The sequence below is a fragment of the Mycolicibacterium sp. HS_4_1 genome (assembly GCF_054515875.1).
Map to the genome: position 1 here is coordinate 3,164,502 of NZ_CM137261.1, position 13,601 is coordinate 3,178,102.

Sequence of the window (13,601 nt, forward strand, 5' to 3'; positions counted from 1 at the left end):
CGAAAATACAGTGTTACCGGCGTGACGCAAGTGCGAGTTGCTACCAGTTGCCTTGTTATTTGGTTAGCTCGGCTCAGGCATCTCGACAGACCACAGCGATATCGCTCGGTTGCTGAGGCATTGCTCTGCTGCAGCCGGGCCTCGGGCGGGCCGGGCGTGCCGTCACGCGGGCCGGATCGCCACGTCGCGCGAGTCCACACTGAAGTACACCTGCTCCCCCGGGATCAGCCGCAGACCGGCCGCCGCTTCCGCACTGATATCGGCTGCCAGGCCCCCACCGGCGTCGTCGGTCGCCTCGGCGCGCACGCGGATGCCGGGGCCGCGATGATCCAGTTCCGCGACCCCGACCGCGACGACATTGACGTCAGCGGCGGGGGCGTCCCGGCTCACAGCTACCGCGGAGGGAGCGAACACCGCGATCGCCGGGCCACCGGGCGCCACGTCGGGCCCACGGGTACCGCGCCAGGTCAGTCCCGCGGCCAGCACCGACCCGCCATCGTCACCGGCGCGCCCGCTAACCAGATTCACGCCGGCGAATCGCGCCCCGAATGCCGTCCGCGGCGCGGTCAGAACGTCCGCCACCGGGCCCGATTCGACGACGTGCCCGTCCTCGATGACCACCACGCGGTCGGCCAGCGTGACGACATCGAGCAGATCGTGGCTGACCAGAACGGAACTACGCCCGCCCGAACCCAGTACGCCACGCAGCAGCCGGCGCATCGCCGAGGCGGCTGCAACGTCGAGTCCGGACAACGGTTCGTCCAGCAGCAGCACGTCCGGCTCGGCGGCCAACGCCCGGGCCAGGGCCACCCGCTGCGCCTGACCGCCGGACAGCTGCCCCGGACGGCGGTCAGCCAGACCCGCGGCGTCAACCTCACTGAGCCAATGCGCTGCCGTCCGCCGCGCCTCGGTGCGCAGGCCGCGACGGTGGTGCCGGGCTCGCGGCCCGAAGGCCACGTTGCCTGTGACCGTCAGGTGCGGAAACAGCGCCGGGTCCTGCAGCAGCAGTCCGACCCGCCGGTGGTGTACCGCGACGTGCAGGCCGGCTGCCCCATCGGTCAGCCGGTGCGCCCCCACCGTCACGGTGCCGGCGTCCGGCCGCAGCAGGCCGGCGATCACGTGCAGCACACTGGATTTGCCCGCGCCGTTGGGTCCGATGACGGCGACCACCTCGCCGGCGGCGACGTCGAACGCCACGTCGATGCCGCGGGCTTCGACGACGGCATGTACCGAAAGTCCGCCCGTCACTGCCGGTTCTCCGCCTCGAACGGTCCGCGACCGAAGCGGGCGCCACCCATCCCGAGCACCACGACTGCGGCGACCAAGACCAGCACCAACGACAATGCCACCGCGGCATCGGCGTCGGCCTCACGTTGCAGGTAGATCTCCAGCGGCAGCGTCCGCGTCACCCCTTGGCGGGAGCCGGCGAACGTCAGCGTCGCGCCGAACTCGCCCAGCGACCGCGCGAACGCCAGCACAGAGCCCGACACCAGGCCCGGCGCCAGCATCGGCAACGTGACCCGGCGCCAGACCGTGGTCGGACGGGCACCCAAGGTGGCCGCGACGGCCTCGTACTGTGAGCCGGCCGTGCGGGCCGCACCTTCCAGCGCGATCACCAGAAAGGGCAGCGAGACGAAGGTCTGCGCCAGCACGACCGCCGTCGTCGAGAACGCGATGTGTACGCCCGCCGCGTCCAGATACTTGCCGATCAACCCCAGCCGGCCGAAGGCGTACAGCAGCGCGATACCGCCGACCACGGGTGGCAACACCAGCGGCAACAAGATCAGCGGGCGGGTCCACCGCACCAGGCGCGAGCCGCTCCGCGCGAGGACCAGGGCCATCGGCACACCCAGGACCACGCAGAGCACCGTGCTCGCCGTGGCGGTCTTGAGGCTCAGGACCAGTGCCGTGACCGACGACTCGCTGCTGATCAGGTCGAGGAACCGGGACCAGTCGACCTTCGCCGCGACCGCGATCAGGGGCAGGACGACGAACACTGCTCCGAGTACCGCCGGCACATAGATCCAGCGCGGCAGTCCAGGATTCAAGGTTTCGCGAATCCGAACTGCGCCAGAATCTGACGGCCCACATCACCCGTGACGAGGTCGGTGAACCGCTGCGCGGTCGCCGCGTCGGCAGCCGACTTCAACACGGCGATCGGGTAGACGTTCACCGCCGATGCCGCCTGCGGGAAGTCGACCTTGGTCACCTTGTCCCCGGCCGACTTGGCGTCGGTCTCGTAGACCACGCCGGCGTCGGCCTGGCCGCTGGTGACCTTGTTCAGCACGTCGGTGACGGAGGTCTCCTCGCTGACAGGCTTCAGCTCGACACCGGCCACCTTCTCGACCTTGCGGGTGGCGGTACCGCACGGCACCGGGGCGGCGCACACCACGACGTTCAAGCCGGGCCGAGCCAGATCACCGAAGTTGCCCAGCTGCTTCGGATTACCGGGCCGCGTCACGATGACGAGCGTGTTGGCGGCGAAGTTCGCCGGCGCGTGGGCGAGCAGGCCCGCATTGGCGGCCTTGGTCATGTTGTTGGCGTCGGCCGAGGCGAACACGTCGGCCTTGGCGCCCTGCGTCAACTGTTCGACGAGAGACGACGAGCCGGCGAAGTTGAACTGCACGTCCGCGCCGGGGTGGTCCTTCTGGTAGCGCTCGGCGAGCGCGGTGAACGCACCCTTCAGCGAAGCCGCCGCGTAGACGTTGATCACCGGACCGGAGTTCTTGGGGCCCGAATCACATGCGGAAAGTGCGCAGACGGCCCCGGCCACGACCAGAACCGCCACCGCACGCATCAACTTGCGCATGAGCCACATTCGCAAAACCCTAGGGCGGTTTCCTCCGCGTGGCGAGTTTCGTGAGCTAGCTACTGTCCAGTAACATGGCCGCAACCGCGTTCAGCGTTGCACACGAGGAGGCCCTGTTCATGGACGTTCTGGTCACCGGAGGCGATACCGATCTCGGCCGCGTCATTGCCGCAGGATTCCGCGACGCCGGGCACACCGTTGTCATCGCCGGCGCCCGCCGCGACGACCTCGAAGTAGCCGCCAAGGAACTCGAAGTCGAGTCGATCGTGCTGGACAACACCGACGGCGCGGCTTTGGAACAGATGCGCGACAAGCTGCCGCAGCACCTCGACACCATCATCAACGTTCCGGCTCCGGCCTGGTCCGCGGGCGACCCGCGCACCTACACGCTGGCCGAACGTGCCACCGTGTGGCGCAACACCCTCGACTCCTCACTGCTGTCCGCGGTGCTGACCGTCCAGATCCTCGGCGACCAGATGCGCTCCGGCGGTGCCATCGTCACCGTCGTGCCGGAATGCCCCAAGGACGGCACCGCCGACGCCGCCATCAAGGCTGCCGTGTCGAACTGGACCGCGGGCCAGGCCGAGCACTTCGGCGTCCGCGGCATCACCATCAACGTGGTCGCCGCCGGCCGCGGCGCCGAAACGGGCTATGACGGCATCGACGCGAGCGGCACGACCGTCGGCGCCGAGCTGACCAAGCTCGCGCTCTTCCTCACCACACCGGCCGCCCGCCACATCACCGGCGAGACCCTGCATGTGAGCGCTGGGGCGCTCGACACCTTCGCCTGACCCTGCAGGTTTTATTCCCGTTTCGCCCGGGCTTCGCGCCCGGCGAAAACACTGACGCCACAGCGCCTCCCGTGACTAGGGTCGAATCGTGACGATTCGACTCGGACTTCAAATTCCCAATTTCTCCTACGGCACCGGTGTCGGTGAGTTGTTCCCGACCGTCATCGCCCAGGCCCAGGAAGCCGAGGCCGCCGGCTTCGACTCGGTTTTCGTGATGGACCACTTCTATCAATTGCCGATGCTCGGCACCCCCGACCAGCCGATGCTCGAGGCGTACACCGCGCTCGGCGGCCTGGCGACCGCCACCCAGAAGGTGCAACTCGGCACCATGGTCACGGGCAACACGTACCGGAACCCGACGCTGCTCGCCAAGGCCATCACGACCCTCGATGTGATGAGTCAGGGCCGGGCCATTCTGGGCATCGGCACCGGATGGTTCGAACTCGAGCACGATTCGCTGGGCTATGAGTTCGGAACTTTCACCGACCGGTTCAACAAGTTGGACGAGGCGCTCGAGATCATCCTGCCCATGCTCGCCGGGGAACGGCCCACCTTCGAGGGCAAGTACTACCGGACGCGTGAGGCGATGGCCGAGCCGCGTTTCCGCGACCACATTCCGCTGCTGATCGGCGGCAGCGGCGAGAAGAAGACCATTCCGCTGGCCGCCCGGCACTTCGACCACCTCAACCTGGTCTCAGGTTTCGACGAAGCACCCCGCAAGGTGGCCGTGATCAAGGAAGCCTGCGAAAAGATCGACCGTGACCCGGCCACGCTGGAAACCAGCATGCTCGTCACCGCCTTCGTCGACGACAAGGCGACGTCGGACCTGATCCCGGCAGAGATGAGCCAGCGCATGGTCGCGGGCAGTGCCGAGAGCATCGCCGAGCAGTTGAAGGCCAAGGTGTTCGACGCGGGCATCGGCGGCGTCATCGTGAACATTCCGACCAGCGTGACCGGATACGTACCCGGCGCCATTTCGTCGCTCGGAGCAGCCCTGAACGCAGCGCTCAGCGCCTGACCCGAGGCCGGTGGGGCATCTCACTGCATTGATCGATTCAGCTGCGACTAGCCTGTGGGTGTAAACAGTCTGGTACGTCGAGGAGCCCCTCAACATGGTCCACCCCGGAGCTACGGCATCGGATCGTCACAAGGTCGTCATCATCGGTTCGGGCTTCGGTGGCCTGACCAGCGCGAAAGCGCTCAAGCACGCTGATGTCGACATCAAGCTGATCGCCCGTACCACCCACCACCTGTTCCAGCCGCTGCTGTACCAGGTGGCGACGGGAATCATCTCCGAAGGTGAGATCGCCCCACCGACCCGGCTGATCCTGCGCAAGCAGAAGAACGCCCAGGTGTTGCTCGGCGATGTGACGCACATCGACCTGGAGAACCAGACCGTCGACTCGGTCCTGCTGGGGCACACCTACAGCACGCCGTACGACAGCCTGATCATCGCCGCCGGTGCCGGGCAGTCCTACTTCGGCAACGACCACTTCGCCGAGTGGGCACCGGGCATGAAGACCATCGACGACGCACTCGAGCTGCGCGGCCGCATCCTGGGCGCGTTCGAGCAGGCCGAGCGGTCCAGCGACCCGGAGCGGCGTAAGAAGCTGCTGACCTTCGTGGTCGTCGGCGCCGGCCCGACCGGCGTGGAGATGGCCGGCCAGATCCAGGAGCTGTCCGACCAGACGCTCAAGGGCAGTTTCCGGCACATCGACCCGACCGAGGCCAAGGTCATCCTGCTCGACGCCGCGCCCGCGGTGCTGCCGCCCATGGGCGAGAAGCTGGGCCTCAAAGCCAAGAACCGGCTCGAGAAGATGGGCGTGGAGATTCAGCTCAACGCCATGGTCACCGACGTCGACCGCAACGGCATCACCGTCAAGGACAAGGACGGCACCATCCGGCGCATCGAATCGGCATGCAAGGTGTGGTCCGCCGGCGTGCAGGCCAGCCCGCTGGGCCGCGACCTGGCCAATCAGTCCGACACCGAGATCGACCGGGCCGGCCGCGTCAAGGTGAACCCGGATCTGTCGATCCCCGGTCACCCCAACGTGTTCGTCGTGGGCGACATGGCCTTCGTCGACGGCGTACCGGGCATGGCGCAGGGCGCGATCCAGGGCGGCAAGCACGTCGCCGCCATCCTGAAGAACGAGGCCAAGGCCCGCGCGCACGGCACCAAGCCCAAGCCGCGCGAACCGTTCTCGTACTTCGACAAGGGCTCAATGGCCACCGTGTCGAAGTGGAACGCCGTCGCCCAGATCCCGCTCGGCGAGAAGTCCAAGCTCGAGTTCGGCGGGTTCTTCGCATGGCTGGCCTGGCTGGGGCTGCACCTGATCTACCTGGTGGGCTTCAAGACCAAGATCGCCACGCTGCTGTCGTGGACGGTCACGTTCATGAGCCGCCAGCGCGGCCAGCTGACCATCACCGAACAGCAGGCCTACGCCCGAACCAGGATCGGCGAACTCGAGGAGATCGTGCAGGCCACGGCCGACCCAGCGGTCGCCGCCTCTTAGAGTTTGGGTCCCTGCCAGGCGGACAGGCATCCCCCGTCGGCCAGCGCCATGACCACCTGATCTCGGCGTGATTCGTATCGCTGCGCGTTACGGATCACGCCGAAATCGCTTTCGGGGTAAATGAATTCGCTGACGTACGCGCGCGGGGCAGCGATATCGTCGTCGCTCACCGCACCGGCGCCCAGCTCGACACGGTGCCGCACCACCGGCAGGGCATCACGGTCGACGTGCAGAGAGCCGTCCCAGAAGCCGTCATGCTCGCCGGTCCGCCCGATCTGGACCCGCTCGCGCAGCCGCACCCGGCCCTGGTCGGCGATCTGCACCCGCGTCGTTGCCCGATGGCTGCTGCCGCCGGCGACGACCGTCGGCTCGGGATCGAGATCGAGTTCCCCGGCGATCTCGAGAGCCCACGACGAATGCGACTGCAGCGTCGTCGCACCGGGCAGCACCATCATCGCGGCGACGCTGCGCACCTGCAGCCGGGCGCCCGCCTCCACGATCACACGCACGTCGATGGTGTCACCACCCAGCGGCGTTGCGGCCGTGGACACCAGGTGGACGGCATCGGGTGCGGTGCGGCGCGCGGCCACACCGCCGACGCATTCGATGCGCGGACCGCGGCCGGGAGCCGCGACGATCAGAACCTGGGTATGCATGACTCAGGCGTTCGTGACTCCCGCGCCGGCCAGCTGGTCGCGCACCCACGCCTGTACGGCCGCCGCCGCCGGGTCGTCGGTCAGCGAGATCAGCACCGTCGGGCGGTCGCCACGGACCTGCGCAGCATCGCGCCGCATGACGTCCAGGTCGGCGCCGACCATCGGTGCGAGGTCGGTCTTGTTGACCACCAACAGATCCGAGTAGGTGACGCCCGGACCGCCCTTACGCGGTACCTTGTCGCCGCCGGCCACGTCGACGACGAAGATCTGCACGTCGACCAGGCCCGAGGAAAACGTCGCGGTGAGGTTGTCACCTCCGGACTCGACCAGGATGAGGTCGAGTCTGTCGTTTGTCTCGATGAGGTCATCGATGGCGTCGAGGTTCGCGGTGATGTCGTCGCGGATCGCGGTGTGCGGGCACCCGCCGGTCTGCACCGCCGCGATGCGCTCGTCCGGCAGCACGGCGTGACGGCGCAGGAAATCGGCATCCTCGGTGGTGTAGATGTCGTTGGTCAGCACCGCCAGCGACAGTTCGTCGCGCAGCTGCCGGCACAGCGCGGCCACCAGCGCCGTCTTGCCGGAGCCAACCGGGCCGCCGATGCCGATGCGCAGTGGCTCACCAGGCGTGCGCTCACGTTTGGGCCGGTCGTGGTGATGGTGCGGCTGACCGTCGAGGAAATGTGGTGGCATGGTTGGCCTTTCGGTTCAGGATGCGAACAGGGGGCGGTCGCGGCCGGCGTGTCGTTGCGCCAGGACATCGAGGAGTGGATCGGACAGATCGGCAATGCCTTTCGCCGCTTCGGCCGCAGTGGTGTCGCACAGGGCCGACAGCTCGAAGGTCAGGGCCGCGACGTCTGCGGGGTCCAGCGCCAGCAGCCGTTGCCCTGCCGTCGCCGATCCGGTCATGGTGGTGTAAACGACTGTGGCACAGGTCTGTTCCGGGTCGAGACCACTGACCCGGCCCACCACGCCGGAAGCCACCGCAAGGTGCGGACGCGAACCCAAGAGTTGCCAGACCGAACACTCCCCCGTCGCTTCGCTCGCCCCAGCTTCAGGCCAGACGCGGCGGGCCAGCCGGACCAGCCCACGCCCCTGGGCCCGGGACGCCTGCCGCGCCGCGGGAGCCGGTGTGCGCGCATCGGTTTCGCGATCGGCCACCACCGGTTCGAGCCCACCGTGGACCGCTGCCGCGATCGATGCGGTGACCAGTCCGTGCGTACGGATGCGCCGGCGCAGATACGCACGCAGGGTGTTCACGTCCGCGACCAGACCACTGGTGACCGCCTCTTCGATGCCGCCGGAGTGCACGTGCCCGCCCGTCGGCAACCGGGAATCCGTCAAAATGAGCAACGTGGCCAGTCCGCTATCCATCAGAACAGCCGCTATCCATCAGAACAGGAAGTATCTCTGCGCCATCGGCAATTCGCTCGCCGGCTGTTCCTGCCAGACCTCGCCGTCGATCCGCACGGTGAACGTGTCGGGATCGACCCGGATATCGGGCATCGCGTCGTTGAGCGGCAGGTCTGCCTTCCCGCGACTCCGTACGTTCTTCACCGGAACGAGCCTGCGCCGCAAGCCGAGTCGCGCCGCGAGGTCATCCTCGATGGCGGTGGGCGAGACGAAGTGCACGGCGAGTCCGGCGGCCACCGTCGGGTGCGCACCGAACATCGGCCGCGGCAAGACGGGCTGGGGCGTCGGGATCGAGGCGTTCGCGTCTCCCATCGCCGCCCAGGCGATGGCGCCGCCCTTGAGCACCAGATGCGGGCGGACGCCGAAAAACGCCGGCTCCCAGAGCACCAGATCGGCCAACTTGCCGACCTCGATCGAGCCGAGTTCGTGGTCGATACCGTGGGTGACCGCCGGGCAGATGGTGTACTTGGCCACGTAGCGGCGGACGCGGTTGTTGTCCGCGGCGCCATCTCCGGGTAGTGGGCCGCGCCGCTTCTTCATGACATGCGCGGTCTGCCAGGTCCGCATCACGACTTCACCGATGCGCCCCATGGCCTGGCTGTCACTGCCGATCATCGAGATGGCGCCGATGTCGTGCAACAGGTCCTCGGCCGCGATGGTGGACGGCCGAATCCGGCTCTCCGCGAAGGCCAGATCCTCGGGCACGGCGGCGTTGAGGTGGTGGCACACCATCAGCATGTCGAGGTGTTCGTCGAGGGTGTTGACGGTATGCGGCCGCGTCGGGTTGGTCGAGCTGGGCATCACATTCGGGTGGCTGGCCACCGTGATGATGTCAGGTGCGTGTCCGCCGCCGGCACCTTCGGTGTGGTAGGCGTGGATGGCCCGGCCGGCGATGGCCGCCAGGGTGTCCTCCACGAATCCCATCTCGTTGAGGGTGTCCGAGTGCAGGGCCACCTGCACGTCAGCCTCTTCGGCCACCCGCAGACAGGCGTCGATGGCCGCGGGCGTGGTGCCCCAGTCCTCGTGCAGCTTGAAACCGGCTGCGCCGCCGCGCAATTGCTCCCACATCGAGTCGGGATTGATCGTGTTGCCCTTGCCGAGCAACAGGATGTTCATGGGCCAGCCGTCGAGGGCCTGCAGCATCCGGCCCAGATGCCAGGCGCCGGGCGTGACGGTGGTGGCCTTGCTCCCCTCGGCCGGTCCGGTGCCACCACCGATCATGGTGGTGACACCGCCGCCGATCGCCTCTTCGAGCAACTGCGGACAGATGAAGTGCACGTGGCAGTCGATGCCACCGGCGGTGAGGATACGTCCGTTGCCGGCGATGATCTCGGTAGACGGTCCCACCACCAGGTCAGGGTGCACCCCTGACATGACGTCGGGGTTGCCGGCCTTGCCGATCGCGACGATGCGCCCGTCCCGAATGCCGATGTCGGCCTTGATGATTCCCCAGTAGTCGATGATGATCGCGCCGGTGATCACGGTGTCCGGGGCGCCGTCGGCGCGGGTCGCCCGAGCCTGCCCCATCGACTCGCGCAGCACCTTGCCGCCACCGAACACGGCCTCGTCGCCGGACAGTCCGGGGCCGCCACTGCGGTCCTCGGTGATCTCGATCAGCAGATCGGTGTCCGCCAACCGGATCCGGTCGCCCGTCGTCGGCCCGAACAACGCGGCATACCGGGCACGGGACAGGGAACTCATAGGGCATCCAGCTTTCCGGGCGGATCGAGCGACAGCCCATACACTTCCCGCGTCCCGCTCAACGGGACCAGTGAAACCTGATGAGCGACACCGGGTTCGAATCTGATCGCGGTACCCGCCGGCACGTCCAGCCGGTGCCCGTGCGCCGCGGCGCGATCGAAGTCCAATGCGGAATTGGCCTGCGGGAAATGCACATGGCTGCCGACCTGGACCGGGCGGTCGCCGGTGTTGACCACCTCGAGGGTCAGCCGCTGCGCACCGGCGTTGAATTCGACATCACCGTCGCCGTAAAGGATCTCGCCGGGAACCACCGCTGCGCCCTCGATGCTCGTCCGTTCCGCCATTGCCGCCGTCCTCAGGAAATCGGGTGGTGGACGGTGACCAGCTTGGTGCCGTCCGGGAAGGTGGCCTCGACTTGGACGTCGAGCAGCATCTCGGGCACGCCGTCCATGACGTCGGCGCGACTCAGCACGTCCCGCCCGCTGACCATCAGCTCCGCGACCGTCCGCCCGTCACGGGCGCCTTCCAGGAGGTGATCGGTGATCACCGCGACCGCCTCGGGGTGGTTGAGGCGCAATCCACGGGCCTGCCGTCGCCGCGCCAGTTCGGCGGCGTACGAAATCAGCAGGCGTTCTTGCTCATGCGGCGTCAAACGCATAAGGGGCGATATTGCCACGGCCCGCCGGGAATGGCATGCCGGGCGGAGGTTCTCAGGCCTCGAGGTTCTGGAGGCGCACCTGCCCCCGCGCCACCATCCGCTCGTCCTCGTCGGTGATGGTCACCAGCCACAGCTGCTGACGCCGGCCACGGTGGATCGGCGTCGAGGTGGCGGTGACCGTTCCGGTCTTGAGGGCGCGGAGGAAGTCGGTGTTGTTGTTGACGCCGACGACGGTGCCGCCGCCGTGCTCGGCGAGCCAGACGTGGCCGGACACACTGGCCACGCTCTCGACGACGGCACAGTGGATGCCGCCGTGCACGATTCCCCAGGGCTGCAACAGCTTGTCGGTGATCGTCAGGCGGGCCCGCGCGCCGTCAGGGGTGACCTCCAGGTAGGTCAGTCCGATTTCACTGTCAAAGCCCTTACCGAGGTCCTCGGGCACTGATGTCGTCACGAGTAGGTGTCTACACCAGCACCGGGGACGGCGAGCACGACACCCGTCGCGCGAAAGCGAACAGGCCCCGCACCGATGGTGCGGGGCCTGCTCTTCGAATGGACCGGGAATCTCTGCAGCCCTCAGGATTCCGGCGCGGTCCGCTGGTCTTTCGATATCCAAATAATAGGCAAGCCTTGCCTAATTAGCAAGCACTTGCCAGGTTCATCCGGTCGAGTCCGCGGACCGGCGCGCCGAAGCCGACGAGCGTGTCCAGCACCCGCTGCGCCCGTCGCATACCGACCGCCTCACCGACGCCGGCCAGCAAGGGAACCTGCGTTGCCGCCCCCACCACCGTGGTGCCGACGATGTGCCACATCGCAGACATCGTCAGGACGCCACCGCTCACCTCGAAGAGCTTCGCGAACAGCGGATTCAGTGCGCGGTGACACCGATGCGCCAGCCAGGTCGCGAGCGCCTCCTCACCCGGGAAGGCAACGACGCCATCCCCAGGTCGGCGGGTTGCCCGCGCTGCCCGGCCCCCGAACACCGGATCATCGGGCAGCACCCGCAGGGTCGGGTCCACGACGCCGACCCAGTCGATGCCACCCTCAGAGTCGATGTGGACCCACAGGTTCTCCAGGCCCGGGTCCCAGGCGCGCGCCTCGAGCGCCAGTAGTGGCACCACGCGACCGATGACGACGTGCGCCAGCATCGCGGCCGCCTGCTGGGCGGCGACCATCTCGTTGCCGGTATCCGCCACGGCAGTGTCGTACATCGACTGCAGGCGGTCGCCCGTCACGGCTTCGGCCAGCGGCCACCACCGGCGACGGGAGATGTCGTCCATCACGGCGACGCCGTAGACGCGAGGATCGCTCGGACACAACTCGCGCAGCCGGCGACTCGACTCGTGCAGCGGAAGCATCCGGCGGATGTCCATCGTGGCGATCAATGGGTCGATCAGGGCGGCGGGCATGAACACCTCCTAAAGTTAGGTTAGCCTTACTATAGTGACGACCCGCGAGATGTAAACCGCTGTGACTGGACTCACAAGCAGCGGAAAAACAGCCCTGACCGGGAACCACGACGCCCCGCCGGGGCGTTGGGGAGAACATCCGAAATGGATACGACGCACGGTAGTAAATGCGTAGTACCCTGGACACACCGCTGAAAGAGTGAAATAGGACATGGCGAAATTGACGCGACTGGGCGAGCTGGAGCGCGAAGTGATGGACCACCTGTGGTCCTCGTGCGAGCCGCAGACCGTGCGTCAGGTGCATGAAGCCCTCGCGACGCGCCGGGACTTGGCCTACACCACGATCATGACGGTGCTGCAGCGCCTGGCGAAGAAAAATCTCGTCGTCCAGCACCGCGACGACCGCGCGCACCGCTACGCACCGACCCATGGTCGCGACGAGCTCGTCGCCGGGCTGATGGTCGACGCCCTTGACCAGGCCGCGGACTCTGGTAGCCGGGTCGCGGCGCTGGTTCATTTCGTCGAACGCGTCGGCGTCGACGAGGCCGACGCGCTGCGCCGGGCCCTCGATGAGTTGGAAGCCAAGCATCGAATCCCGTCGGCGACTGGCAATTCCGGCACCGACTGAGAGACACTTAGCGCGTGTCCGCCCTGGCCTTCTCCCTCGTCGCGCTACTGCTGGTCGGGCCGGTACCCGCCCTGCTGGCGCGCGCGTCGTGGCCACAGCGGGCCCCCCGGGCCGCGATCGTGCTGTGGCAGTCCATCGCCATCGCCGCCGTGCTGTCCGCCTTCAGCGCCGGCATCGCCGTCGCCAGCAGGCTTTTCGCACCCGGTCCTGATGGCCGGCCGACAACCACCGCAACCAGCGAGATCAGCGTCATGGGCTGGCCGCTGTGGATCACGCACGTCGCCGTCTTCGCGCTGACGCTGGTCGTCGGCGCCCGGTTGGCCATCGCCTTCGTCCAGGTCGCCATTGCGACACGTCGCCGGCGCGCACACCACCGCATGATCGTCGACCTGCTCGACTGTTCGCGGGACACCACGCCCGCACCCCAGGCCCGCCACCTGATCGGCCACGGCCTGCGCATCCTCGACGTACAACAGCCTCTCGCCTACTGCCTGCCCGGCGTCCGCAGCCGGGTGGTGCTCAGCGAAGGCGCGCTCAAGCACCTGCAGGACAGCGAGATCGCCGCGATCCTCAGCCACGAACACGCCCACCTGCGCGCCCGCCACGACCTGGTGCTCGAGATGTTCATCGCCGTCCACGCCGCCTTCCCCCGCTTCGTCCGGAGCGCCAGCGCCCTCGACGCGGTCCGGCTGCTGATCGAACTGCTCGCCGACGATGCGGCGGTGCGAGCAGCGGGCCCGACGCCGCTGGCCCGCGCCCTGGTGGCCTGCGCGTCCGGACGTGCGCCGAAGGGGGCGCTCGCCGCCGGCGGTCCGACGACCATCTTGCGGGTACAGCGCCTGGCCGGCGAACCCAACAGCAATTGGCTGGCCGCGGGCGCCTATCTGGCCGCCGCCTCCGTCCTGGTCGTGCCGACCGTTGCGGTGGCCGTGCCCTGGCTCACTGAGTTGCACCGGTTGTTCTTCTCGTAGACTTTGCGACTGGCACCATCAGCATCGACGGCGGATGACGCCGCACCGGCCCGCG

16 protein-coding genes are annotated in these 13,601 nt (G+C 67.9%); 5 read left to right on the forward strand and 11 right to left on the reverse strand.

Annotated features, from left to right (window positions below):
* Window positions 1–162: 162 nt before the first annotated feature.
* The 3 genes from ACX12F_RS15160 to modA are packed head-to-tail and all read right to left on the reverse strand — an operon-like array spanning window position 163 to window position 2,818.
* Window positions 163–1,248 (reverse strand): sulfate/molybdate ABC transporter ATP-binding protein, encoded by a 1,086-nt coding sequence (locus ACX12F_RS15160; protein ID WP_459365380.1) that lies wholly within the window; start codon window positions 1,246–1,248, stop codon window positions 163–165.
* Window positions 1,245–2,048, reverse strand: a complete 804-nt coding sequence (locus tag ACX12F_RS15165) for an ABC transporter permease (protein WP_459365381.1) — start codon at window positions 2,046–2,048, stop codon at window positions 1,245–1,247. The genes ACX12F_RS15160 and ACX12F_RS15165 overlap by 4 nt, the downstream gene beginning before the upstream one ends.
* The gene (modA, locus tag ACX12F_RS15170; RefSeq protein ID WP_459365382.1) at window positions 2,045–2,818 is read right to left on the reverse strand and encodes a molybdate ABC transporter substrate-binding protein; all 774 of its coding nucleotides are present in this window, start codon (window positions 2,816–2,818) and stop codon (window positions 2,045–2,047) included. Before modA ends, ACX12F_RS15165 begins: the two co-directional genes overlap by 4 nt.
* Before the next feature lie 110 nt (window positions 2,819–2,928).
* Here modA and ACX12F_RS15175 point away from each other — a divergent pair, with 110 nt between their 5' ends.
* The 3 genes from ACX12F_RS15175 to ACX12F_RS15185 all read left to right on the forward strand — a co-directional run bounded on the left by ACX12F_RS15175 (window position 2,929) and on the right by ACX12F_RS15185 (window position 6,113).
* The gene (locus tag ACX12F_RS15175; protein ID WP_459370362.1) at window positions 2,929–3,600 is read left to right on the forward strand and encodes an SDR family oxidoreductase; all 672 of its coding nucleotides are present in this window, start codon (window positions 2,929–2,931) and stop codon (window positions 3,598–3,600) included.
* Between the two features lie 88 nt (window positions 3,601–3,688).
* A complete protein-coding gene (locus tag ACX12F_RS15180) occupies window positions 3,689–4,618 on the forward strand; it encodes an LLM class F420-dependent oxidoreductase (RefSeq protein WP_459365383.1) in 930 nt (309 codons plus the stop codon).
* Between the two features lie 94 nt (window positions 4,619–4,712).
* A complete protein-coding gene (locus ACX12F_RS15185; protein WP_459365384.1) occupies window positions 4,713–6,113 on the forward strand; it encodes a type II NADH:quinone oxidoreductase Ndh in 1,401 nt (466 codons plus the stop codon).
* On the opposite strand, the gene ACX12F_RS15190 is transcribed toward ACX12F_RS15185, so the two are convergent.
* From ACX12F_RS15190 to ACX12F_RS15225, 8 genes are all read right to left on the reverse strand, one after another.
* Window positions 6,110–6,769, reverse strand: a complete 660-nt coding sequence (locus ACX12F_RS15190; protein ID WP_459365385.1) for an urease accessory protein UreD — start codon at window positions 6,767–6,769, stop codon at window positions 6,110–6,112. The two genes, ACX12F_RS15185 and ACX12F_RS15190, sit on opposite strands and share 4 nt — an antisense overlap.
* A 3-nt stretch (window positions 6,770–6,772) precedes the next feature.
* Window positions 6,773–7,459 (reverse strand): urease accessory protein UreG, encoded by a 687-nt coding sequence (gene ureG / locus ACX12F_RS15195; RefSeq protein ID WP_459365386.1) that lies wholly within the window; start codon window positions 7,457–7,459, stop codon window positions 6,773–6,775.
* 15 nt (window positions 7,460–7,474) lie between these two features.
* The gene (locus ACX12F_RS15200; RefSeq protein ID WP_459365387.1) at window positions 7,475–8,140 is read right to left on the reverse strand and encodes an urease accessory protein UreF; all 666 of its coding nucleotides are present in this window, start codon (window positions 8,138–8,140) and stop codon (window positions 7,475–7,477) included.
* Window positions 8,141–8,158: 18 nt separating this feature from the next.
* Entirely contained in the window at window positions 8,159–9,880 is a 1,722-nt protein-coding gene (locus ACX12F_RS15205) for an urease subunit alpha (protein ID WP_459365388.1), read from the reverse strand.
* Complete coding sequence (locus ACX12F_RS15210) at window positions 9,877–10,191, reverse strand: urease subunit beta (RefSeq protein ID WP_459370363.1); 315 nt, start codon at window positions 10,189–10,191, stop codon at window positions 9,877–9,879. The genes ACX12F_RS15205 and ACX12F_RS15210 overlap by 4 nt, the downstream gene beginning before the upstream one ends.
* A 44-nt stretch (window positions 10,192–10,235) precedes the next feature.
* A complete protein-coding gene (locus ACX12F_RS15215; protein WP_459365389.1) occupies window positions 10,236–10,538 on the reverse strand; it encodes an urease subunit gamma in 303 nt (100 codons plus the stop codon).
* A gap of 52 nt (window positions 10,539–10,590) precedes the next feature.
* A complete protein-coding gene (locus ACX12F_RS15220; protein ID WP_459365390.1) occupies window positions 10,591–10,992 on the reverse strand; it encodes a PaaI family thioesterase in 402 nt (133 codons plus the stop codon).
* A gap of 184 nt (window positions 10,993–11,176) precedes the next feature.
* Window positions 11,177–11,947, reverse strand: a complete 771-nt coding sequence (locus tag ACX12F_RS15225) for an iron reductase (protein WP_459365391.1) — start codon at window positions 11,945–11,947, stop codon at window positions 11,177–11,179.
* 211 nt (window positions 11,948–12,158) lie between these two features.
* Here ACX12F_RS15225 and ACX12F_RS15230 point away from each other — a divergent pair, with 211 nt between their 5' ends.
* Both ACX12F_RS15230 and ACX12F_RS15235 read left to right on the forward strand, forming a co-directional pair.
* Window positions 12,159–12,575, forward strand: a complete 417-nt coding sequence (locus ACX12F_RS15230; protein WP_459365392.1) for a BlaI/MecI/CopY family transcriptional regulator — start codon at window positions 12,159–12,161, stop codon at window positions 12,573–12,575.
* A 14-nt stretch (window positions 12,576–12,589) separates the two neighbouring features.
* Window positions 12,590–13,546, forward strand: coding sequence for a M56 family metallopeptidase (locus ACX12F_RS15235; RefSeq protein ID WP_459365393.1), 957 nt, complete (start codon window positions 12,590–12,592; stop codon window positions 13,544–13,546).
* Window positions 13,547–13,601: the final 55 nt, after the last annotated feature.

What these genes read in the sequence shown, in the direction of transcription:
- modA (WP_459365382.1), bottom strand. Translation starts at nt 2,818, where the DNA reads ATGTGGCTCATGCGCAAGTTGATGCGTGCGGTGGCGGTTCTGGTCGTG.
- ACX12F_RS15175 (WP_459370362.1), top strand. Translation starts at nt 2,929, where the DNA reads ATGGACGTTCTGGTCACCGGAGGCGATACCGATCTCGGCCGCGTCATT.
- ACX12F_RS15185 (WP_459365384.1), top strand. Translation starts at nt 4,713, where the DNA reads ATGGTCCACCCCGGAGCTACGGCATCGGATCGTCACAAGGTCGTCATC.
- ACX12F_RS15190 (WP_459365385.1), bottom strand. Translation starts at nt 6,769, where the DNA reads ATGCATACCCAGGTTCTGATCGTCGCGGCTCCCGGCCGCGGTCCGCGC.
- ureG (WP_459365386.1), bottom strand. Translation starts at nt 7,459, where the DNA reads ATGCCACCACATTTCCTCGACGGTCAGCCGCACCATCACCACGACCGG.
- ACX12F_RS15200 (WP_459365387.1), bottom strand. Translation starts at nt 8,140, where the DNA reads ATGGATAGCGGACTGGCCACGTTGCTCATTTTGACGGATTCCCGGTTG.
- ACX12F_RS15205 (WP_459365388.1), bottom strand. Translation starts at nt 9,880, where the DNA reads ATGAGTTCCCTGTCCCGTGCCCGGTATGCCGCGTTGTTCGGGCCGACG.
- ACX12F_RS15215 (WP_459365389.1), bottom strand. Translation starts at nt 10,538, where the DNA reads ATGCGTTTGACGCCGCATGAGCAAGAACGCCTGCTGATTTCGTACGCC.
- ACX12F_RS15225 (WP_459365391.1), bottom strand. Translation starts at nt 11,947, where the DNA reads ATGCCCGCCGCCCTGATCGACCCATTGATCGCCACGATGGACATCCGC.
- ACX12F_RS15230 (WP_459365392.1), top strand. Translation starts at nt 12,159, where the DNA reads ATGGCGAAATTGACGCGACTGGGCGAGCTGGAGCGCGAAGTGATGGAC.